Below are 21,767 nucleotides of genomic sequence, written 5' to 3' on the forward strand. Positions count from 1 at the left end.
CTGGATTGCGTGCGCACGCCGCAGTTCATTTCCTGCGGAAGTGAGGGCGTCCCGTGACGGGCGTGCAAAAGTAAAGGCCGGTCTGCCGGCCAAGACCCGAAATTCGGTCGTAGCCATTGTACGCAGACCGGCCGCCCGCTCGTGGCCGCCGGCGGCGGACATGCCGCCGCCGGCGCCCCTGCGGGGAGGATTTCAGTCCTCGAGGTCAACCTCACGGACCATGTCAGCGCCGATCCCGGCCTTGATCGCGTCAAGGACCTGCTGGGGAACGGAGCTGTCGATGGTCAGCAGGGCCAGCACCTGGCCGCCCTCTGTCTGGCGTGCCACCTGCATGCCGGCGATGTTGATGTTGTTCATGCCCAGGATGTGGCCGATCGTGCCGATCACGCCGGGGCGGTCCGAGTAGGAAACCACCACGAGGTGTTCGCTGATCGGGATCTCCACCTCGTAGCCGTTGACGCCGACCAGTTTTTGGATCTGCTTCGGGCCCGTCAGCGTTCCGGCGACGGAGATCTGGCTACCGTCGCTGAGGGCGCCGCGAAGGGTCAGTACGTTGCGGTACGACTCGGTGTCCGGCGTCGTGATGAGGCGGACGTTGATGCCGCGCTGCTCAGCGATCACGGGGGCGTTGACGTAGGAGACCTGCTCGGTCACGACGTCGGCGAAGATGCCCTTGAGCGCCGCGAGTTCCAGGACCTTGACATCGAGCGAGGAGATCTCGCCTGCCACCTCGACGTCGAACTGCGTGAGGGAGGCATGGGTCAGCGCGGTGAAGATGCGGCCCAGCTTTTCCACCAGCGGGATGCCCGGGCGGACGTCCGGGGCGATGACGCCGCCGGCGACGTTGACGGCGTCGGGGACCAGTTCGCCGGCGAGTGCCAGGCGGACGGACTTGGCGACGGAAACGCCGGCCTTCTCCTGGGCCTCGTCGGTGGAGGCGCCCAGGTGCGGGGTCACCACGACGTTGTCGAGTTTGAAGAACGGCAGGTCGGTGCTGGGTTCCTTGGAGAAGACGTCGACGGCGGCGCCGGCGATGTCACCGGCCTGCAGCGCGGTGTAGAGGGCTTCCTCGTCCACCAGGCCGCCGCGGGCGACGTTGACGACGTACGCCGTGCCCTTCATCTTCTTGAAGGCGTCGGCGCCGAGCATGCCGACGGTTTCCGGGGTCTTGGGCATGTGGATGGTGATGAAGTCCGACTGTGCGAGGAGCTCGTCGAGCGTCACCAGCTGGACTCCGAGCTGGGCGGCCCGGGCGGAGGTGATGTAGGGGTCGTACGCGAGGATCTTGGTGTCGAAGCCCTTCAGGCGGGCCGCGACCAGGGCGCCGATCCGGCCCAGGCCGATGATGCCGATATTCTTCTCAAAGAGCTCGATGCCGGTGTACTTGGAGCGCTTCCACTCCCCGTCCTTAAGGGCGGAGCTGGCCTGCGGGATGTGGCGGGCAAGGCTGAGGATGTGGCCGACGGTCAGTTCGGCGGCGGAGACGATGTTCGAGGTCGGCGCGTTGACCACCATGACGCCGGCCTGCGTGGCCGCCTTGATGTCCACGTTGTCCAGGCCGACGCCCGCGCGGGCGATCACCTTGAGGTTCTTCGCGGCGGCGATGGCCTCGGCGTCCAACTGGGTGGCGGAGCGGACCAGGATCGCGTCGACGTCGGCGATCGCGGAGAGCAGCTGGGAACGGTCGGAGCCGTCAGTCTGGCGGATTTCAAAGTCCGGGCCGAGGGCCTCGACTGTGGCGGGTGAAAGTTCCTCAGCGAGGAGTACGACAGGTTTGGTGCTTGTCACCGGTGACCTCTTTAGCTCTCTTGTGTATCTGGTGGGGATTTTGGTGAATCGGGTGGTGCTGGTGATGCGCGTGGTGCTGGACAGCAGGGAAGCCGGACCCCAGGTCATGGTGTCCGGCTCCCCTGCCGGGCAATGCCTAGCGGGCGACTGAGCCTTCGGTGTAGTCGTCCTCGTTCTTGATCCAGGAGAACAGCTTGCGCAGTTCGCGGCCGGTGGCCTCGATCGGGTGGTCCTCACCCTTCTTGCGCAGTGCCTTGAACTCCGGCGCGCCGGCGTCCTGGTCATCGATGAAGCGCTTGGCGAAGGTGCCGTCCTGGATGTCCGCCAGGACAGCCTTCATGTTTTCCTTCACCTGCGGGGTGATGACGCGCGGGCCGGAGACGTAGTCGCCGTATTCCGCGGTGTCGGAGACGCTCCAGCGCTGCTTGGCGATGCCGCCTTCGACCATGAGGTCCACGATCAGCTTGAGCTCGTGCAGCACCTCGAAGTAGGCGACCTCGGGCTTGTAACCGGCTTCGGTCAGGGTCTCAAAGCCGTACTGGATCAGCTGCGAGGCGCCGCCGCAGAGGACAGCCTGCTCGCCGAAGAGGTCGGTTTCGGTCTCTTCGGTGAAGGTGGTCTCGATGACGCCCGCACGGGTGCCGCCGATGGCCTTGGCGTAGGACAGGGCCAGTTCCTTGGCCTTGCCGGACGGGTTCTGCTCGACGGCGATCAGGTCCGGCACGCCGCGGCCGGCTTCGAACTCGCGGCGCACGATGTGGCCCGGGCCCTTGGGGGCAACGAGGGCGACGTCGACGTCGGCCGGGGGCTGGATGTAGCCGTAACGGATGTTGAAGCCGTGGCCGAAGAACAGGGCGTCGCCCGGCTGCAGGTTCGGGGCGATGTCCTCGGCGTAGACGTGGCGCTGGACCTGGTCCGGGGTCAGGACCATGATGAGGTCGGCCTCGGCGACGGCGTCGGCGACGTTCAGGACCCGCAGGCCTTCGGCCTCGGCCTTGGCGCGGGACTTCGAGCCTTCCTTCAGGCCGACGCGGACGTCAACGCCGGAATCGCGCAGGCTGAGGGCGTGGGCGTGGCCCTGGGAGCCGTAACCGATGACGGCGACGGTGCGGCCCTGGATGATCGACAGGTCGGCGTCGTCGTCGTAAAACATTTCAGTCACTGGGGTGTCTCCTTTTGAGTGGATTTCTTCGTAGATATTGTCTGGGGGGTGCTGCGGTACAACGGGGCGCCTGCGCTTACGCTGTGTCTTACGCGGTATTAAGCGCTGCGGAGGGCCCTGTCACTCATGGAGCGGGATCCCCGCCCAACGGCCAAGGTGCCGGACTGCACGATTTCGCGGATGCCGAAAGGCTCCAGCACTGACAACAGTGCCGTGAGCTTCTCGGGGTGGCCCGTTGCCTCAATGACCACCGACTCTGTGGAGACGTCGACCACTGAAGCGCGGAACAGGTCTGCAGCCTGGGTGACCTGCAGGCGTGTCGCGGCATCCGCACGTACCTTGACCAGGATGTGGTCGCGCTGTACGGAAGATTCTGAGGTGAGCTCGACGATCTTGATCACGTTGACCAGCTTGTTCAGCTGCTTCGTGACCTGTTCGATCAGCTCGCCATCGGCGTCGACCACCACGGTCATCCGGGACATGCCCGGAACCTCGGTGGGGCCGACGGCCAGGGAATTGATGTTGAAGGCCCGGCGGGCGAAGAGGCTGGCGACGCGGGTCAGCACACCGGGCTTGTCTTCGACCAGAACGGACAATGTGTGGCGGGTCATGTTCAGTCCTCCTCTTCCCATTCCGGGGTCATGTTCCGGGCAACCTGGATTTGGTCGTTGCTGACCCCGGCGGGGACCATCGGCCAAACCATCGAGTTGGGGCTTACGACGAAGTCGATGACCACCGGGCGGTCATTGATCTCCAGTGCCTTCTGGATGGTGGCGTCGATGTCTTCGTCGCGTTCGCACCGGAAGGCGGCGCAGCCGTAGGCATCCGCCAGCTTGACGAAGTCCGGGATGCGGACCGTGTCGTGTCCGGTGTTGAGGTCGGTATTGGAGTAGCGGCCCTCGTAGAAGAGGGTCTGCCACTGCCGGACCATGCCGAGGGAGGAGTTGTTAATGATGGCGACCTTGATGGGGATCTTGTTAATCGCACAGGTCGCCAGTTCCTGGTTGGTCATCTGGAAGCAACCGTCGCCGTCGATGGCCCAGACCACGCGGTCCGGTTCGCCCACCTTGGCGCCCATGGCCGCCGGCACGGCGTAGCCCATGGTGCCGGCGCCGCCGGAGTTGAGCCAGGCGTGCGGGCGTTCGTACTTGATGAACTGCGAGGCCCACATCTGGTGCTGTCCGACGCCGGCGACATAGACGGCCTCGGGTCCGGTCAGGGCGCCGATGCGTTCGATGACGCGCTGGGGCGCGCTGAGCCCGTCCTCGGGCTCAGTCCAGCCCAGCGGGTAGGTTTCCTTGAGGTTGTTAAGGAAGGCCCACCAGGTGGTCAGATCCGGGGTGCCGAAGGCCTCGAACTGCAGGCGCAGGGCCTCGGTCAGCTCCGGGATGATTTCCTTGACCGAGCCAACGATCGGGACGTCGGCCGTGCGGTTCTTGGAGATTTCCGCCGGATCGATGTCTGCGTGGATGACCTTGGCGTTCGGGGCAAAGGACTTCAGAATGCCGGTCACGCGGTCATCGAACCGGGCGCCGAGGGTGATCAGCAGGTCGGACTGCTGCAGGGCGGTCACGGCGGAAACCGTGCCGTGCATGCCCGGCATGCCCACGTGCTGCGGGTGCGAGTCCGGGAACACGCCCCGGGCCATCAGGGTGGTCACCACGGGAGCGCCGGTCAGCTCAGCGAGTTCGCGCAGTTCGGCCGAGGCGTGGGCCTTGACCACTCCGCCGCCGACGTAAAGCACGGGCTTGCTGGCACCGGAAATGAGCCGGGCGGCCTCGCGGACCTGCTTGCTGTGGCCGCGCACCACCGGCCGGTAGCCCGGGAGATCGATCTTGGGCGGCCAGGAGAACGTCATCTGGCCCTGCTGGGCGTCCTTGGCGACGTCAACGAGGACCGGGCCCGGGCGTCCGGTGGAGGCCAGGTGGAAGGCCTCGGCCATCACATGCGGGATGTCGTTGGGGTCGGTGACCAGGAAGGAGTGCTTCGTGATCGGCATGGTGATCCCGACGATGTCCGCTTCCTGGAAGGCGTCGGTGCCGATCACCCCGCTGGAGACCTGGCCGGTGATGGCCACTATCGGCACGGAGTCCATGTGGGCATCCATGATGGCGGTAACGAGGTTGGTGGCACCGGGGCCCGAGGTGGCGATGCAGACGCCAACCCGTCCGGTGACCATGGCGTAGCCTTGCGCGGCGTGGCCGGCTCCCTGTTCGTGACGGACCAAAACGTGGTTCATTTTGGAGGCCATCAAGGGGTCGTAGGTGGGCAGGATCGCGCCACCGGGCAAACCGAAAATGTCCTGGACGCCGAGTTCTTCGAGCGAGCGGACAATTGCTTGCGAACCGGTCATGACCGTCGGGGGTACGACGTTGTTCGGTCCGAGGACAGGAGAGACGGCAGCAGAGTCGACGCCGGCGTCAGCCGGACGATCGACGCGTTCCGGAGCCTTGTGGGCTCCAGTGGACTTGGTGGCCATCAGCGAGGGGCTGATCGGCGATCCTTTGCTCATCGGACTCTTCCTTTGTGGATCTTCGGTGATCGTGGAATTACGGTGTGGTGCTGGTGGTGCGGCTGGTGGTGCGGGAAATAAAAAAACCCCTCAGCCGGCGGGCTCTTCGAGGGGTTGCGCGTGACGGTTCGTTACCAGTGAAGGCTATTGAGCCACGCGCTTGGTAAGTACGACGGAAACATCTGCAGTGCTCTCGACTGCAGTGGCTCCGGCGGTAACGATCTCGATCATGCGTTCAGTTTTCCCTCTGAGTGAGACAGGTGTCAACGAGCCCGGCCCCCGTCTCACTATCTGGACAACTCTGTCCACGTACTGATCTTCTCAATCCCCTTGGCGACTCTTCCGCATTGGCGGCCGGGCTTAATAAGCGCAACGCCGAGGGCCCCGGAGTGGACGGCGTTCAGCGCCGTCCACTCCGGGTAGGCGTTACGCGTCAGCCGCAGTAGGCGCCGGTGGAGGCGCTGTGGACGAGCTTGGCGTATTTGGCGAGGACGCCCTTGGTGAACTTGGCCGGGAGCGGCTCCCAGCCGACCTTGCGGGCCTCAAGCTCGGAGTCTTCGACCAGGAGGTCGAAGGTGCGGGCCGCGATGTCCACGCGGATCCGGTCACCGTCCTTGACGAACGCGATGGGGCCGCCGTCGACGGCTTCCGGCGCGACGTGGCCGATGCACAGGCCGGTGGTTCCGCCGGAGAACCGTCCGTCGGTCAGCAGCAGGACGTCCTTGCCCAGGCCTGCGCCCTTGATGGCGCCGGTGATGGCGAGCATCTCCCGCATACCGGGGCCGCCCTTCGGACCCTCGTAGCGGATCACCACGACGTCGCCCTTGTGGATCTCGCCCTTGTCCAGGGCGTCCAGTGCGCCCTGTTCCCGCTCGAACACGCGGGCCGTGCCCTCGAAGACGTCGGCATCGAAGCCGGCGCTCTTGACGACGGCGCCTTCCGGGGCCATCGAGCCGTGAAGGATGGTGATGCCGCCGGTCTTGTGGATCGGGTTGTCCAGTGCACGCAGGATCTTGCCGTCCAGGTCCGGCGGGTTGATCGCGGCGAGGTTCTCCGCCACGGTCTTGCCGGTGACGGTGAGGCAGTCGCCGTGCAGCAGGCCGGCGTCGAGCAGGGCCTTCATGATCACCGGCACGCCGCCGATCTTGTCGACGTCGGTCATCACGTAACGGCCGAACGGCTTAAGGTCGCCCAGGTGCGGAATCTTGTCGCCGATCCGGTTGAAGTCTTCCAGCGTCAGCTCCACCTCGGCTTCGCGGGCGATCGCGAGCAGGTGCAGCACGGCGTTGGTGGAACCGCCGAAGGCCATGGTGACGGCAATCGCGTTCTCGAACGCCTTGCGCGTCATGATGTCCCGGGCCGTGATGCCCAGACGCAGGAGGTTCACCACGGCTTCGCCGGACTTGTGCGCAAAGGCATCGCGTCGACGATCCGCGGATGGCGGTGCGGCGGAGCCGGGCAGGGACATGCCCAGGGCCTCGCCGATGCAGGCCATGGTGTTGGCCGTGTACATGCCGCCGCAGGCGCCTTCGCCCGGGCAGATTGCTTTTTCGATGCGGTCCAGGTCCTCGCGGCTCATCTTGCCGGCCGCGCACGCACCGACGGCTTCGAACGCGTCGATGAGGGTGACTTCCTTTTCGGAGCCGTCCTCAAGCTTGACCCAGCCGGGCATGATGGAGCCGGCATAAAGGAACACGGAGGCCAGGTCCAGGCGGGCCGCGGCCATCAGCATGCCGGGCAGCGACTTGTCACAACCGGCCAGGAGCACGGAGCCGTCGATCCGTTCGGCCTGCATGACCGTCTCGACCGAGTCGGCAATGACTTCGCGGGACACCAGGGAGAAGTGCATGCCCTCATGGCCCATGGAGATGCCGTCGGAGACCGAGATGGTGCCGAACTGCATGGGGAACCCGCCGCCGGCGTGGACGCCTTCCTTGGCGCCCTGGGCCAGCCGGTTCAACGAAAGGTTGCAGGGGGTGATCTCGTTCCACGAGCTCGCCACGCCGATCTGCGGCTTGGCGAAATCGTCGTCGCCCATGCCGACCGCCCGGAACATGCCGCGCGCGGGGGCGGCGTGGATTCCATCGGTAACGACCCGGCTGCGGGGCTTGATGTCCGGCTTGGTGTCTGCTGCTGTTTGGGTGTCCTGACTCATGGCTCAAAGTCTAGGGCTCCCCCGCAGACGCCAACGACCCAACAGCGGAGCGTTAAGCGGAAAACCGGGAATATTTCGATCAAATAGTGGACTCTCGTCTCACATCTTGAACTTGCCGGCCGTTTTTCCTCAGGCCCGGTGAGCCTCGTCACGCAGCTCCGGGGCTTCGGCGACACCTTGGGCCTCGGCCTTGAGCATCGCCAGGACCTGCTGGATGGTGGTCCGGGCCGCGACGTCCGGACGGGCCAGCGCAACGATGCTCCGGCTCGCCTTCACGCCCTCGAGCGGGCGCAGGACGAACCCCCGGCCCTGGTTGCTGACCGCCGTGTACCGCGGCAGCAGGCTCAGCCCATGTCCGGCGCTGACCAGGGCTTCCAGCACCCGCAGATCCGGGAACTGCTGGGCACGGACGGCTTGCGAGTCGGCCCGCACCTCGATCTGGCGCAGCACGGTGTCGAACGGAAAGCCCTCGGGAACTCCCATCCACGGGAAGCCGACAACGTCCTCGGCGCACAGCGTGGCCTTGCCGGCCAGAGCGTGCCCTGCCGGCAAGGCCACATCCAGCGGTTCGTCCAGCAACGGCACCACCGTCAGGCCCTGGCCGCCGAAGACTTCCGGACCATCCACACTGTGCGCCAGGACGATGTCGTAGTCCGCGGTCAGCCCGGCAAAACCGGCAACCCCCGGGTCCTCGAAATGCGCTTCGAACCGCAGCCCTTCGACGGCTTTGACCCGGTGGAGCATGCCCGGAAGGAACATCTCCGCGGCGCTGGGAAAGAAGGCCGCCACCACCCGGGTCTGCCAGCCGCGCCGGTACGTGTCGATCGTTGATTCTGCCCGCGCCATGGCCGTCGACACGTCGGCGGCGGCGCCGGCCATGGCCAGCCCGGCCTCGGTAAGCCGCACTCCCCTGCCGGACTTCTCCACCAGCACTACGCCCAGTTCCTCCTGCAGGGTCTTCAGCTGCTGCGACACGGCCGACGGTGTGACCTTCATGGCCTCGGCAGTGGCGCCTACGGTCCCGCGGCCGGCGAGTTCGCGCAGAATCTGCAGTCGCTTGAAATCCATGAGGCGAGGCTACACGCCGGGCGGGGTTTGATTTGGGTTCGGGCCGCATCACCGGGCCGTCTATGCGTTCCAGGGATCCCCGGTCTTGGCCGCCGGGAGGCTGGACAGCCGGCTTCGCCCGGACGTAACGTCAAGCATCGGCAACCCATGCCTCCTGGACTGAAAGGCTCTGCTATGGACTGGATAGTCTGGCTCGTCGTCATCATCGTGGTGGTAGCTGTGATCTGGTGGCTGCTTAACCGCAACAAGAGCCGCACGGGCGCAGATTCCGCGTCCGAGGCAGGCACCGGCACAGGCACTTCTGCCGACACTTCTGCCAGTCCGACGGCGGCAGCCGGTCCGACGGTGGCAGCCGGCTCGACGGTGGCAGCCGGCTCGACGGCGGCAACCCCCGTGGCGGCCGAGCCCCCAGCGGCCACAGCCGCTCCGACGATCGAGCCGGCAGCGGCGGCGGCTCCCGAAGCAGCAGGTACCTCGGGCAACGCCGAATGGGAGACCCAGTGGTCCGAGACTGCCCCGCCGGCGGACACGCATGCTCCAGCGGCCCATATTGATCCGGCGCACGGCGCACACGCTGCGGCGGCGGAACCTGGTGCGGCTGCGGAACCACCAGCAGCGGCGGGCCATCCGCTCCACCATCCCGAATACACCGAGCCTCACGCGCCGACTCTGCCTGGAGCGGAATCGGCAGCTGCGGAACCGGTCGAAGACGCAGGCACCGGCACTGGCACTGGCACCGGCACTGGCACTGGCACTGGCACTGGCACTGGCACTGGCACGACGATGCCTGCCGCGGCCGCCCCCGGGTCGCAGCCCGCGCCGGACGCTGAGGCGGAAACGATGCAGACGGCAGCCTCGGCCGGGACAGCCGGGGCCTTCGCAAGCCACGCTGCCGAGCCCAGCGGCCATCTGGCCACCGAGCAGCCCTACGGCGAGGGGTCAGCGGCTCCGGCAGCCGACGGAAGCGGCCCTGTTGGTTTCACCGTCAAGGGCAACGCCTCGTCGATGATCTACCACGACGAGACCAGCCCTGCGTATGAAGAAACCCGGGCAGAGGTGTGGTTTGCCTCCGCAGCGCACGCCGAAGCAGCCGGGTTCCGGCCGCCGCGCCGGACGCGGCAGTAACTGGCGGCTCAGTCCGGCGTCCCAGCTCATCCCGTCCTTTGATGCTCCCCCGCTTCTTTCGCAGGCGCTTCTTTGGCAGGCGCCCTTTAAGCAGGGCGGTCCGGGTCACCGCCCTGGCCGTTGTGCTGTTGTTCTTGGGTGCCTGTACCGGCGGCGGGCCAACCTCGCCCGTGGTCCAGTCGGGAGACGGCACCTCGGCCGGCTCCGGCCCGGCAGGCCCGGCGGCCACACCGCGTGAGCCGACTGTTGCGGGCCGGATAGACGGACTGCAACTGCCGTGGTCCACGGTTTACCTGCCCGATGGCACCGCGGTCGTCTCCGAGCGCGACACCGCACTGCTCAGGACCATCAAGGGCGGCCAGCTGGGGACGCTCGGCAAAGTGCCCGGCGTCGTTCCCGGCGGAGAAGGTGGCCTTCTGGGTCTTGCCCTCTCCCCCAACTTTGCGGCGGACCGGTACCTCTACGCCTACTTCACCGCGGCGGCGGACAACAGAATCGCCCGCATGCGGCTGGAAGAGCGCGGCGGCCGGCTGGAGCTCGGCACCCTGCAACCCGTTTTCACGGGGATTCCAAAGGCCGGCACGCATAACGGCGGACGGATCCGCTTTGGGCCCGACGGTTTCCTGTATGTGGGAACGGGCGACTCGCAGCGCCGCGAACAGCCGCAGGACAGCAAGGCCCTCGGCGGAAAGATCCTCCGCCTCACCGCGGACGGCCGGCCGGCGCCGGGAAACCCGTTCGGCGAGAACCCGGTCTACAGCCTTGGCCACCGGAACGTCCAGGGGCTGGCCTGGGACGGTGCGGGCCGGCTGTGGGCCAGCGAATTCGGCCCCGACGTCAACGACGAGCTCAACCTGATCGTGCCCGGCGGCAACTACGGCTGGCCGGACGTAACAGGCGCCCCGCACCGTTCCGGCTTTCTGGACGCCAAAGTGGTGTGGCCGTCGACGGCGGAGTCGTCCCCCAGCGGACTGGAAATTGTCGGCAGCACCGCCTATCTGGGCGCCCTGCGCGGTCAAAGACTCTGGGTTGTTCCCCTCAGGGGCGAATTCGCCGAAGAACCTGTGAGCTATTTCACGGGAAAGTACGGACGGGTGCGCAACGTTTCACTGGCTCCTGACGGCCGGCTATGGCTCCTCAGCAACGGCCAAAACCCTGATTTCGCGCTGATTTTGGACCTTCATGGCTAGCCGCCACCGCCCCGCACCCCTCGATTTCACACGACAGCCAATCTCGTGTAGAGTTTCATGTCGTTGCGGAGAACAACGAGGGAAATAAAAAGCCCCGATGAACGAAAACAACAGATGCACCTCTAGCTCAACTGGCAGAGCAATTGACTCTTAATCAATGGGTTCCGGGTTCGAGTCCCGGGGGGTGCACCACAGAAACCCCGTCTTTACTGGCCAAAAGCCATGAAGGCGGGGTTTCTTTTTGCCGCTATCCCTCCGAGGGCATATTTATGGGCTATTTATTCTGGCCAGCCCTCCGGCGGCAGGAGCCCAGGCGCCCACGTTCAGATAGCATCGTCTCGTGGCTGAGCGAACCGGTCGAGGGCCGCTGGTGTCCGGTGAGCATATCCGGGCGGTCCGCACACATCTACTGAGTACCTATGGCCGAATGAAAGCTGTCTCCATGAAGAAGTTCCTCCCTCTCTCCGTGGCGCTGGGCGCTGTTGCCTTGTCCGTCTCCGGATGTTCAACCGCCACCCCTGGCCCAGGCACAGCCGTTCCGACTCCGAGCGCGACCTCATCCGCCGCAGCCGCGACTCCGACCACCGGCTGGGAGCTGAACACCAAGGGCGGTGCCGAACGGATCAGGGCCGCCGGCCTGCCGGTCCTCAACATGGAAGGGGCAGCCGAGCACTTCCACGCCCATCTGGACGTTTTCGTGGACGGCAACCCCGTCGCTGTCCCGGCGGACATCGGCTTCAGCTTCACCGCGACCGGGCAGCCGAACGGCATCTCGGCGTTGCACACCCACGACGAGTCGGGCATCATCCACATTGAGGCGCCGGTCGCCGGCGCCACCTATACGCTTGGCCAGCTTCTCACCGAATGGGGCGTTCTGGACGGCACCGACAAGCCCGGCACCGCGCATTCAGGCGTATCGGACTGGTCCGTCGTCGTGAACGGCGCGAAGCAGGACGGGCGCGCCCAGGCTGTCATCCTGAAAGCCCATGACGAGATCGTCCTGTTCCATGGGACGGCGCCGGAGCCGCTGCCCACGGCGTTCAAGTTCCCGGCCGGTCTCTAAGCCCCGGGCCGTTTAGGCGAGGTTGAACTCCACCCCGGCGCGGGAGAAGCTGGCGTGCCAGTCCGCTTGGGCCACTACTGCTGCCGGCGGCTGCTCAGTCGCGCCTCCATGCAAACAGACCGGCGGCGCTATGCAAGCAGGCGCACCGGACTTGAAATCCTGACCGTAAGCATGCTTAGGATAGGCATGGCCGTAGAGATCGGCCGCCAAACCAGAGGAGGAAACACCATGGGACTAGGCGACAAGATTGAGAACGCTGCCGAGAAGGCCGGCGGTAAAGGCAAGGAAGCTGCCGGGAAAGCCACGGGCGACGAAAGTCTGCAGGCTGAGGGGCAAGCTGACCAGGCCAAAGGTGACTTGAAGCAGGCCGGCGAGAAGGTCAAGGACGCCTTCAAGAAGGACTGACCTGAACACAGGCGAAGGGCGCATCTCCGATACGGGGTGCGCCCTTCGTTATGAGCGGACGAGCCGACGACGACAGTCCTCACGGGGCTGCGTCCGGCACGTCCGGCTCTGCTGTGCGGGCCAGGAATCTGCCAGCCCGATGGAAGTCGCGGACAGTGAACACCTCCCCAATCAACCAGATAGCCGTGCCAGCAGCCATGAGCCATGAGACTAACCCGGTTCCTCGTAGGACTTGGGGAATGTATATGAGCGGGAGCACGGGTATCCAGATGAGCTGTGTGGCGAGATTCTTTCGCAGTTGCACGGCCGCGGCCCGCGAGACGACAAGCTGGTCCGGGTCGGCGGGTGTCTTCCCGAGAATCTGGCGGCGGATGCCTTTTCGCTCTTCGTCCTCCAGCGAGAGCAGCACATCGATCCTGCCTGGCTCCGCTGCGGGCGCGATTTTCTTCGCGTTGTAGACGAGCCCCCCGGTCGCGACGCCCAACACTGCCAGGGAGCACCCGAACACCAGGAATGACGGCCAGTCCGCCGGATCGCCTCCAAATGCCAAGATCCCGAAGATGGTCCCCGTCCCGACAAGGATGATCACGCCGGCAGGGAAATACCGCGTGTAGTAGGTCTTCAGGGCACTCCCCAGGCCGAGGTCTGCAACGCCCTGCGCTCTTCGCGTGGCCGTGGCCCAGCGAGCGTCTGACTTAGGCATGAGATCGTCGATTCCGCTCATCGTCCTCTTCCCCATAGGCGCAATGATCCTGCGCCTGATCATCGACTACGTTTGACGCCCAGTGCAATAAGGTCGCGCTAATCGCGGGTGGGTGGATGCGTGGGGCCCGGCCTTTTCCCTAGAGCATGAAGCCCGAACGGGTTAGGGTGGCGGCAATAGTCAACTATTGGATCGGGGACCAATGAAGTTCTGGCGTTCCATGATGGCCCTGCCGCGGCTGGACACCGTATGACCGGTGACTCCGGGGAAGGCTGGCAGCGATTGCTGCGGCGCACATCCCTCTCCACCGGGCTCCTTGCCCAGTTCCCGGAGGAAGAGTCGTTGTGGCGGGACAAGAGAGGCCCGGTGAGGGGTGCCGTAGACGGCATCCTTGGTTTATCCGTGGCGCGGACGATTACGCGGTCGTGATGACATCGAGACGGCTTGGCACGTTCCTTCTCTGCGTGGGTGCCTTCGAGGCCCTTATCGGCACCATCATGGCCATTCAGATTCCACCAGCCCGCCTCGGCGTCTCGCCATACGTGCTCGTGTTTTGCGGCCTCGTCTTGATGTTTGGCGGGTACTACACCGGGAAGCGCGAGAGCGGGAACTGACAAGCCGCCAGGCCTTTGTGGGCTCCAGCGGAAGGACCACGACACCTGGAAGGCGCATGGGCCACGGGGCGCCGGGTAGCGAGATCGACCCACTTCAGCTATTCGGAGTGGCAGCGCTATCCCATAGACACAATAGGTAGTAGCCTCTCAATTACGCCGACGGTGGCCAAAAACTTGGGGGAAAACATGAGCGATTCGAACGACCTGCGCAACGGAACGATGCCAATGGATGGCCCGGCCGAGTCGACGGGTGCCGCCTTCCATCTGCAACAAGGCCGGAAGTACCGGCGCACCTCCATCATCATCGGCGTCGTTGGGCTGTTCCTGTTCGGTATCGCGGCGGGCGTCGTGGCGTTCATCTTTGCCCGGCGGGCCGAAGCGGCGGGCGTCAAGGCCACCGCAGGAAAAGTCCTGGGCGTGCTGGACATCATCGGCGGCATCGTCGTCATCGCGCTCTACTTCGCCAACAGGTAACGTGGGATCCGGACTCCGGCGTCGAGTTCCGGTCCAGCTCACCACCGTTTATCAGGACAGGATCGCCAGCATCAGAACCTTGACCGAGGAACTGCACCTGCGAGTGTGGGGTGACGACCCAGGCCGGTCCGCCCTGAATAGAGGACGGCGATGATGCAGTCCCGGGGAGCCGGAGCGCGTTTGGCTCGCAGCATGAAGCGCCGGGGGTTACTTCTAATCATGCTTGGCATGCTGACCGTTGTACTGACCGTGGCTGTGATCCGCGGATCCGGCAGCACTGCCTGCCCGGCGACCGGCTACGCCTACACGGGCGATGTGGAACTGGTCTTCCCGCAAGAGCCGGTGTCGGTTGCAGCCTGCTTCGGGGAGGGCTGTACTCCGGCCCCGGTAACCAGGAGCACCGACGGCAGGTGGCTGGTGCCCCAGTCGGTGCCGTATCTGGTGCCGCCCATCAGTGTCACCTCGGTCTATGTGGACGCGGTGGACACCTCAGGTGCCCGTGTTGCGGGCGAGCTGCCGATCGAAACGGAACCGACCGGGGAACATCCGGACGGCCCCGAATGCGGCGGACCCTTCCGGTTCAAGCCAGTGAAGGTGGCGTCCTAGCGACGAGCGGCTGGTTTCCCGAAGCACCACAGGGGGTTTCCACGACCCGACCGGTGCCTGGACGGGGGCGGTCGCGGGGCTAAAGCTTACTGTTCAGTGAGGCTGCTGAGCGGGCGGCCCGGCCGTCACTCAGCCATAAGCCCGCCTCCACCACCGCCGCGTATGAAGGACCCCCGACTCTCGGTTAATCCTCGGGGTCCCCTTACGCAACTCGCTCATCGGAAAGACCATGCCAACTAGCGCTGCGAAAAGTGCGCCAAATAGCTTTGCGATTCACACGCTGACGCCGTCGGGAACAGCCTGAGAGCAAATGTGAAACCTGCCGTGAACAGCCGACGAAGACGAGTTGAACGACGGCGTGTGCGTGCTGGCGCCGTATTCTGACGTCATAGTGTCGGCATCATGACCACCCCCAATCATCACTTCCGCAGTGCTGCCATCACCGCACTGGCTTTGTCCCTCCCGGTTGCTTTCCTTGCCCCCGCCGGCGCCTCCACAGCCGCGCCCGGAACCCCAATAAAGATGGCAGCCGTCACCCCGGCGCCCTCCCCCAAGCTGGGCCTCGGTGCTTCAGACCTGCCCGAGACCCGCACCGTGACCACGCTGGCCCCCGGCCTGACCCGGACATCCATCACCCGCGGAACACCCAACCAGGACTTCTCCTGGACCGCCGAAGTGGCCCTGCCGTCAACGTCACCGGACCCCGACGCTCCGGCTTCGGCACTCTCCGATGAGGCACATGCGCGAGCCGTCGCCGACAAACTTCAGGCAGTTGGACTAACCGCCCGCGTCGAGCACGTCCAGTCCCCCCAGCTGGCCGACGCAGGAGGAGACCTCGGCTACCGGGTTCGGGTAGGACAGTTCCCGGCCAAAGCCGACGGCGCCACCACCATTGCCCGGATCAAGGCGGCCGGCTACGCATCGTCGGTGATCTACACGGGCTGGGACGGTGACCAGGGCACCAGCGAGATCACCCGTGGCCCCTGGAAGCTCGAAGTTCTCACCATTGACCCGAAAAAATTCCGCGGAGACCTCACCTCCTCCTTCGGACCGAACCTTCAGGACCGGGAAACGGCCAGCCAGCTGGGCGCCGCAGCGGGAGCGCTGGCAGCCGTGAACGGCGGCTTCTTCGTGATGGACCCGAATGCCGGAGCCCCGGGCGACCCGGCCGGAACGGCTGTTCATGACGGCAAGGTCCTCAGCGAACCTGTCGGAGACCGGCCGTCCCTGGTCATCGGCCCCAAGAATGACACCTCCATCCAGCGGTTGCACTGGGACGGTTCCGTGACTGCGCCCGGGAACGCCGGGAAGCTGGCGTTGGACGGCGTGAACCGCGTGCCGGGCCTCATCCGCAACTGCGGCGGCGCGGACGACACACCGACCTCCCTGCCGATGCACGACTTCACCTGCACCGACGCGGACGAGATCGTGGCCTTCACTCCCGAATTCGGCACCTCCACACCGTCCGGCCCGGGCCTGGAAGCCATCCTTGACGCCCACGGCAGGGTCACGGCCGTCAACACCTCCCGCGGCACCACCGTCCCGGCCGGCGGTCACACCCTGCAGGCCATCGGAGCGGACGTCAACAAACTCGCCGCCCTGGCCAAACCCGGTTCCAAACTGACGGTCGACACGGACCTCCTCAATGAGAGCGGAAAGCCCTTGAAGGCCAGCGCCACCACCGACGTCGTCAACGGCGGACCCACCCTTGTCGAAAACGGCAAGATCAACGTGACCGCCAAGCGTGACGGCATGGTCCACACCGGCGACAGCAACAGCTTCTTCTACGGCTGGGTGCACAAGCGCAACCCGCGCACCATTGCCGGTATCGACGCGCAGGGCCGCACCCTCCTGGTCACCGCAGACGGACGCCAGACAACTTCCCTTGGCCTGAGCATCAAGGAAGCCGCAGACGTTGCACGTTCCCTCGGAATGGTCAACGCGATCAACCTGGATGGCGGCGGGTCCACCACCATGGTCGAGAACGGCCAGGTCATGAACTCCCCCTCCGACGCCACCGGTGAACGCCCGGTCGGAGACGCCCTGCTCCTCATGCCCGGCCGCAAAGGCTAAAGTCCGCGTCAGCCTCGAAGCCACAGCGTGCCAAGGAACAAGTGATCCGGGTCGGTGTTCTGGCCTCAATGGTGGACTATTGCGCCTCGCACGCGCCGCCGACCGGGAGCTGCAGCCGGTAGTCGTCCCGCTGCTTCCGCACGAACTTCACGAAGTACGTCACCGCGACCACCAACACGATGGCATGGAAGGCTAAGTGGATCCAGTCCCATTGTTCGGTGCGTAACGCCGGTACCAACGCGCGTGTCAGTGAAACGGCAGCCGCCACACCTACGGCGGCCAGAACCGGGAGCGGGAGCGGTATGCGCTCTCGTTGCGGAGAGGCCATGGGCTTACCCTAGCAACCCCGATATGAAGAGCCTGGCCGCCGTCGTGCGTTCGTTGCGCGCCTGGACATACCACAAGACTGTCGCGCAAACAGCCCATGTCACCGCGCTGGTGAGCGCTTAATCCAGCGGGTGCCCCCAGCTGACGAAGAGTGCTACCCCCGCCACCCACACGGCAGGGAGGACAACCACCAGCACCACTTTGCGGTGGGCAGTTATCCACTTCCTCATGCCGGTCATCGCCCGAAAACCGTCGACACGAAATGATCGGTGGTGGCCATCACCTCTTTCGCTGCCGCAGCCAGAGTATGATCCCGGTGCCGCTAATAATCACGAAGAAAATACCTGACACGGCAAGCCCCCAAGCGGGGTCCCCTCCGCCGGCATTTGGCAATGCTGAAGCACCGGGGTCAAAGCCACCGCCGGAAAAGTCTTGGGCGTGCTGGACATCGTCGGCGGCATCATCGCCATCGCGATCTTCGCCAGCAACAGGTAGCAGGCAGTCCGGGCATCGGCGTCAGGCACCGGACGGGAATGGGGAACCGATGAGGCTTCAGGGCTCGCCCGGGTCAACACCCGCAGCCCCGTTCCGGCCATGCCGCCGCGGGCAAGCTGAAGCTGACAGCCAACCGCAGGGACCGCTACTACAATTGGCCGGTCCCTGCGCTTTGTTCCGGCCCGGCTGACGCCCGGCCCCCGACAGAAAGACCCCATGACGACCACATCTGACCACGCCGTTCCGGCCCAGGTTGACCTGAAACAGGCCGCAACCCCGGACCGCAAACCCCTGGTCCGCTGGCTGCTCGCCAACCAGGTCGCACCCGCCGGCCCCGAAGCCGAGGAAGACCACAAGCCCAACGCCTGGTGGAAGGTCATGTGCCTGACCGGCGTCGACTATTTCTCCACCCTGTCCTACCTTCCCGGCATCGCGGCCCTCGCCGCCGGCGCACTGTCCCCGCTGGCGACCCTGCTGATCGTGGCCCTGACCCTGCTGGGCATGCTGCCGATGTACCGCCGGGTCGCCCAGGAAAGCCCGCACGGGCAGGGCTCGGTGGCCATGCTGGAGAAACTGCTGCCGTTCTGGCGCGGCAAGTTCTTCGTCCTGCTGCTGCTCGGGTTCGTTGCGACCTCGTGGATCATCACCATCACCCTCTCCGGCGCCGATGCCACGGTGCACCTGCTGGAGAATCCGATGATCCCGGAAGGCCTGAAAGGCAGCGCCGTCATCATCACGGTGATCCTGCTGCTGATCCTTGGCGGAGTGTTCCTGCTCGGCTTCAACGAGGCCGTCGGCGTCGCCATCCCGCTCGTGGCCGTCTACCTGCTGTTGAACGCCGCCGTCGTCGCCGCCGGGTTCGTACACGTCCTCTCCGACCCGACACTGATCGCCGGATGGCAGGACCGGCTGCTGGCCAGCGCCGGCGGCGGACCGATGGATTTGATCGGCCCGGCCGTCATCGCCTTCCCGCTGCTGGTCCTCGGGCTCTCCGGGTTCGAGACCGGCGTGTCGATGATGCCGCTAATCAAGGCGACCGGGAACAGCCCGGAGGAGCTCATGGCCTCCCGGGTCAAGAACACCCGCAAGCTGCTCACCACCGCGGCGGCCATCATGAGCGTCTACCTGATGTCCACCAGCTTCCTCACCACGGTCATGATCCCGGCCAAGGAGTTCCAGGAGGGCGGACAGGCCAACGGCCGCGCCCTGGCGTTCCTCGCCCACGACCTGTTCGGCGCCGGGTTCGGGACCGTCTACGACCTTTCCAGCGCCCTGATCCTCTGGTTCGCCGGCGCCTCGGCCATGGCCGGACTGATCAACATTGTGCCCCGCTACCTGCCGGCCTACGGCATGGCACCGGAATGGGGCCGGGCCGTCCGTCCGGTCGTGATCGTCTACACCGTGCTGAGCGTCGGCATCACCATCGCCTTCAAGGCCGACGTCAACGCCCAGGCCGGTGCCTACGCCACCGGCATCCTGGCCATGATGGTCTCCGGTGCGGTCGCCGTGACCGTCTCCGCGATCCGCCGGCACAGCCGCGCCGGGACCATCGGCTTCGGCGCGCTGACGCTGGTCCTGCTCTACGCACTGGGCGCCAACGTCATCGAAAAGCCCGACGGGATCGCGATCTCGGCGTTCTTCATCGCCGGCATCATCGTCGTCTCGCTGATCTCCCGGGTGAAGCGCACCACCGAATTGCGGCTGGAAACCATCGAGTTCGACGAAGCGGCCCGCCAGTTCATCACCGACTCGATCGCCTTCGACGGGCAGCTGAACGTGATCTCCAACAAGCGCCAGGCCGGCGACAAGGCCGAATACGCCGACAAGGAGTTCGAACAGCGCGGCCTGAACCCGGTCCCGGGCCCGGCGGACGTCATCTTCCTGGAAGTGGAAATCTCCGACCCGTCGGCGTTCAGCCACACGCTCCGGGTCGAAGGCGTCGAGGTGGACGGCTACCGGGTCCTGCGGGTGAAGTCTCCGGCGGTGCCGAACGCGATCGCCGCGGTCCTGCTGGCCATGCGCGACTCGACCGGCATAAAGCCGCAGTGCTACTTCGGGTGGTCCGAGGGCAATCCCGTCGGCCACCTCATGCGGTACCTGTTCCTGGGCGAGGGCGACACTGCCCCGCTCGTGCGTGAAATCCTCCGCGAGGTAGAACACGACCCTGGCCGCCGGCCGGGCATCCACGTAGGCTAAGGCGCGACGCACTGACCACAGCAACGAAAACAGCCCCGTCGGGAACTCTCCGGGCGGGGCTGTTGACGTGCTGGGTCGGCGTTGACGTGCCGGGTCAGCGGCAGTCGTGATCCTGTGTGATGGCTTCTATTTACCGCTGTGTTGATACGTGATTGCATGACACATCATCGGTTTGCGGAAGGGTAGTCTCATGCCAGACTCGGTCGGGGCGGTATCGGTCGTGAGCACAGGTGTTGTGGAGATCCGAAGGCAGCATGTCGAATCGGACGGAAGCCCGCTGCTATGGTGGCTGCTCACCGCCCGGGACTGGTCAGGTCCCCGCCCGATCAACGTCTACGTCATTGAACACGAGCAAGGACTCGTGCTTTTCGACACCGGCCAGGACCGGGCATCCGTCACCGACCGCAGCTACTTCCCCGGCGGCATCCCCGGCTTCCTCTACCGAAGGCTCGCGCGCGTCGCGATCGGCGAGCAGGAAACTCTCACCCAACGTCTAGCCGACATTGGCTACGACATCGCGGAGGTCCGTTGGGCCGTCCTGTCACACCTGCATCAAGACCACATCGGCGGCCTGCGCGAACTAAAGCATGCCCAGATCATGGCCTCGGCCGCCGAGTGGGCATTGCTTAACCGTCCGGACGCGGCGCTCCAGGGGTTGATGCGCCGCCACATCGACCTGCCTGGCCTTTCCTGGGACCTGCTGCAATTCCCTTCGGGACAAGGCGAGCCGTTCGGACAGTTCAGCAGTACTTATGACCTGTTCGGAGACGGCTCCCTGGTTCTGGTCCCAACGCCGGGTCACACGCCGGGGTCCATTTCCCTCCTGGTCCGCCGCGATGGAAAGCCGCCGCTACTCATGGTCGGGGACGTCAGCTATGAGCAAGACCTTCTGCGCCGCGAACGGATTCCCGGCATCGGCAAAAGGAAGGCCCTGCTGGCCACCACCCGGGCAATCAACGCCCTCCGGACCGCATATCCCGATCTGGTCATCCTGCCAGCCCACGACCCCGGGGCTGCCGACCGCCTCACCGCCGCCGGCTGGGCCGCCCAGATTCGTTAACCGGATGCGCATCGCCGAGGCGTAGCCTCCCGAACAAACCAATAGGTAGAGACCCTCAATTGCGCCGACGGATGGCCAAAAAATCGGGAGCCCCACCGGGCCCGGGTTCCGGGCCGGCCTGCGGCGTAACCCTACGATGGTGAGGATGAACTCCATGCGGAAGGCCTGTTACGCATCGGCCGTGGTCCTGGTGCTCGGGGCATCGCCGCTCGTCTTGGCGTTGCCCGCAGCGGCCGATCATTGCGGGCCGGCCGGCCTCCTCCCGTCGAAATTCTGCCCGGCCCCGCCGACGCCGGGGCCGTCCACCTCCCCTACCCCCAGCCCGACTGTCCCGGGCAACCCCGCAGAGCCGCCATCCGGGGCGCCGCCCAAGGCGCCTCCGCAAGCGCCATCCCAAAGGCCGTCGCCAACGCCGTCCCAGGGGCAGCCCGCCCAGCCCGCGCAGGTCACGGCGCCCCCGACGTCGGGCCCTGTTCCAACATCGGACCAAGACAACGCTGCCCAACCGGCCACGGAGTCTGTTCCGCCTACTGTCACGACGGGGACCTCCGCGCCTCCAGCAGCGGATGCGGGTCAGGACCCGGAACCCTCAACGGGGCAGCCGCTGGGCGGCGCCGCCGGCCAAGGTGATTCAGGACCGGACGGGCAGTTCGGCGTCGCCGGATCCCTGCTGGCCATAAGTGGCCTCCTCATCGGGCTCTCCGCAGCAATTGGCCTCCGCCGGCCGGCCCAACACTGAAACGGCCGCCGA

The 21,767-nt window shown here is 65.8% G+C and carries 18 protein-coding genes and 1 tRNA gene; 11 read left to right on the forward strand and 8 right to left on the reverse strand.

The genetic code is table 11. From position 1 onward, the window contains the following. Positions 1-192 precede the first annotated feature (192 nt). The 6 genes from serA to BLQ10_RS19880 form a co-directional block, all read right to left on the reverse strand. Positions 193-1,788 carry a phosphoglycerate dehydrogenase gene (gene serA, locus BLQ10_RS19855; protein ID WP_091564747.1) on the reverse strand — a complete coding sequence of 532 codons (1,596 nt, stop codon included), beginning with the start codon at positions 1,786-1,788 and terminating at the stop codon, positions 193-195. Positions 1,789-1,924: 136 nt separating this feature from the next. After that, entirely contained in the window at positions 1,925-2,950 is a 1,026-nt protein-coding gene (gene ilvC, locus BLQ10_RS19860; RefSeq protein WP_026538933.1) for a ketol-acid reductoisomerase, read from the reverse strand. A 98-nt stretch (positions 2,951-3,048) separates the two neighbouring features. Further along, the gene (gene ilvN, locus BLQ10_RS19865; protein ID WP_018773531.1) at positions 3,049-3,561 is read right to left on the reverse strand and encodes an acetolactate synthase small subunit; all 513 of its coding nucleotides are present in this window, start codon (positions 3,559-3,561) and stop codon (positions 3,049-3,051) included. A 2-nt stretch (positions 3,562-3,563) separates the two neighbouring features. Then, positions 3,564-5,462 (reverse strand): acetolactate synthase large subunit, encoded by a 1,899-nt coding sequence (locus BLQ10_RS19870; RefSeq protein ID WP_091564725.1) that lies wholly within the window; start codon positions 5,460-5,462, stop codon positions 3,564-3,566. 433 nt (positions 5,463-5,895) lie between these two features. Then, positions 5,896-7,617, reverse strand: coding sequence for a dihydroxy-acid dehydratase (gene ilvD / locus BLQ10_RS19875; RefSeq protein ID WP_091564726.1), 1,722 nt, complete (start codon positions 7,615-7,617; stop codon positions 5,896-5,898). 129 nt (positions 7,618-7,746) lie between these two features. Continuing rightward, entirely contained in the window at positions 7,747-8,685 is a 939-nt protein-coding gene (locus BLQ10_RS19880) for a LysR family transcriptional regulator (RefSeq protein ID WP_091564727.1), read from the reverse strand. A gap of 174 nt (positions 8,686-8,859) precedes the next feature. Between BLQ10_RS19880 and BLQ10_RS22500 the strand changes: the two genes are divergently transcribed. From BLQ10_RS22500 to BLQ10_RS19905, 5 genes are all read left to right on the forward strand, one after another. After that, positions 8,860-9,810, forward strand: a complete 951-nt coding sequence (locus BLQ10_RS22500; RefSeq protein ID WP_175558704.1) for a sunset domain-containing protein — start codon at positions 8,860-8,862, stop codon at positions 9,808-9,810. Between the two features lie 41 nt (positions 9,811-9,851). After that, on the forward strand, positions 9,852-11,000 hold the full coding sequence (locus BLQ10_RS19890) for a PQQ-dependent sugar dehydrogenase (protein ID WP_091564749.1): 1,149 nt from the start codon (positions 9,852-9,854) through the stop codon (positions 10,998-11,000). 116 nt (positions 11,001-11,116) lie between these two features. Beyond that, positions 11,117-11,192: transfer RNA gene (locus BLQ10_RS19895), tRNA-Lys, on the forward strand. Between the two features lie 250 nt (positions 11,193-11,442). Then, positions 11,443-12,063 (forward strand): hypothetical protein, encoded by a 621-nt coding sequence (locus BLQ10_RS19900; protein WP_091564728.1) that lies wholly within the window; start codon positions 11,443-11,445, stop codon positions 12,061-12,063. A 228-nt stretch (positions 12,064-12,291) separates the two neighbouring features. Next, the gene (locus BLQ10_RS19905) at positions 12,292-12,468 is read left to right on the forward strand and encodes a CsbD family protein (protein ID WP_091564729.1); all 177 of its coding nucleotides are present in this window, start codon (positions 12,292-12,294) and stop codon (positions 12,466-12,468) included. Between the two features lie 79 nt (positions 12,469-12,547). Here the strand turns inward: BLQ10_RS19905 and BLQ10_RS19910 are convergent, their stop codons facing one another. Next, positions 12,548-13,192 carry a hypothetical protein gene (locus BLQ10_RS19910; RefSeq protein ID WP_091564750.1) on the reverse strand — a complete coding sequence of 215 codons (645 nt, stop codon included), beginning with the start codon at positions 13,190-13,192 and terminating at the stop codon, positions 12,548-12,550. A gap of 407 nt (positions 13,193-13,599) precedes the next feature. Between BLQ10_RS19910 and BLQ10_RS19915 the strand changes: the two genes are divergently transcribed. The 4 genes from BLQ10_RS19915 to BLQ10_RS19930 all read left to right on the forward strand — a co-directional run bounded on the left by BLQ10_RS19915 (position 13,600) and on the right by BLQ10_RS19930 (position 16,938). Beyond that, positions 13,600-13,785, forward strand: a complete 186-nt coding sequence (locus tag BLQ10_RS19915; protein WP_139164296.1) for a hypothetical protein — start codon at positions 13,600-13,602, stop codon at positions 13,783-13,785. A 186-nt stretch (positions 13,786-13,971) separates the two neighbouring features. Then, entirely contained in the window at positions 13,972-14,259 is a 288-nt protein-coding gene (locus BLQ10_RS19920) for a hypothetical protein (RefSeq protein WP_254785687.1), read from the forward strand. A 228-nt stretch (positions 14,260-14,487) separates the two neighbouring features. Next, complete coding sequence (locus BLQ10_RS19925; RefSeq protein ID WP_091564731.1) at positions 14,488-14,865, forward strand: hypothetical protein; 378 nt, start codon at positions 14,488-14,490, stop codon at positions 14,863-14,865. 402 nt (positions 14,866-15,267) lie between these two features. Continuing rightward, positions 15,268-16,938: a phosphodiester glycosidase family protein gene (locus BLQ10_RS19930; RefSeq protein WP_091564732.1), complete on the forward strand. Its 1,671-nt coding sequence runs from the start codon at positions 15,268-15,270 to the stop codon at positions 16,936-16,938. A 76-nt stretch (positions 16,939-17,014) separates the two neighbouring features. Here the strand turns inward: BLQ10_RS19930 and BLQ10_RS22205 are convergent, their stop codons facing one another. Further along, positions 17,015-17,266 carry a hypothetical protein gene (locus BLQ10_RS22205; RefSeq protein WP_139164297.1) on the reverse strand — a complete coding sequence of 84 codons (252 nt, stop codon included), beginning with the start codon at positions 17,264-17,266 and terminating at the stop codon, positions 17,015-17,017. Positions 17,267-17,976: 710 nt separating this feature from the next. Here BLQ10_RS22205 and BLQ10_RS19940 point away from each other — a divergent pair. Both BLQ10_RS19940 and BLQ10_RS19945 read left to right on the forward strand, forming a co-directional pair. Next, positions 17,977-19,956 carry an APC family permease gene (locus BLQ10_RS19940; RefSeq protein WP_091564734.1) on the forward strand — a complete coding sequence of 660 codons (1,980 nt, stop codon included), beginning with the start codon at positions 17,977-17,979 and terminating at the stop codon, positions 19,954-19,956. Between the two features lie 190 nt (positions 19,957-20,146). After that, the gene (locus BLQ10_RS19945) at positions 20,147-21,016 is read left to right on the forward strand and encodes an N-acyl homoserine lactonase family protein (RefSeq protein ID WP_091564735.1); all 870 of its coding nucleotides are present in this window, start codon (positions 20,147-20,149) and stop codon (positions 21,014-21,016) included. Positions 21,017-21,767 lie beyond the last annotated feature (751 nt).

The organism is Arthrobacter sp. ok362, assembly GCF_900102785.1.
Lineage (GTDB): Bacteria > Actinomycetota > Actinomycetes > Actinomycetales > Micrococcaceae > Arthrobacter.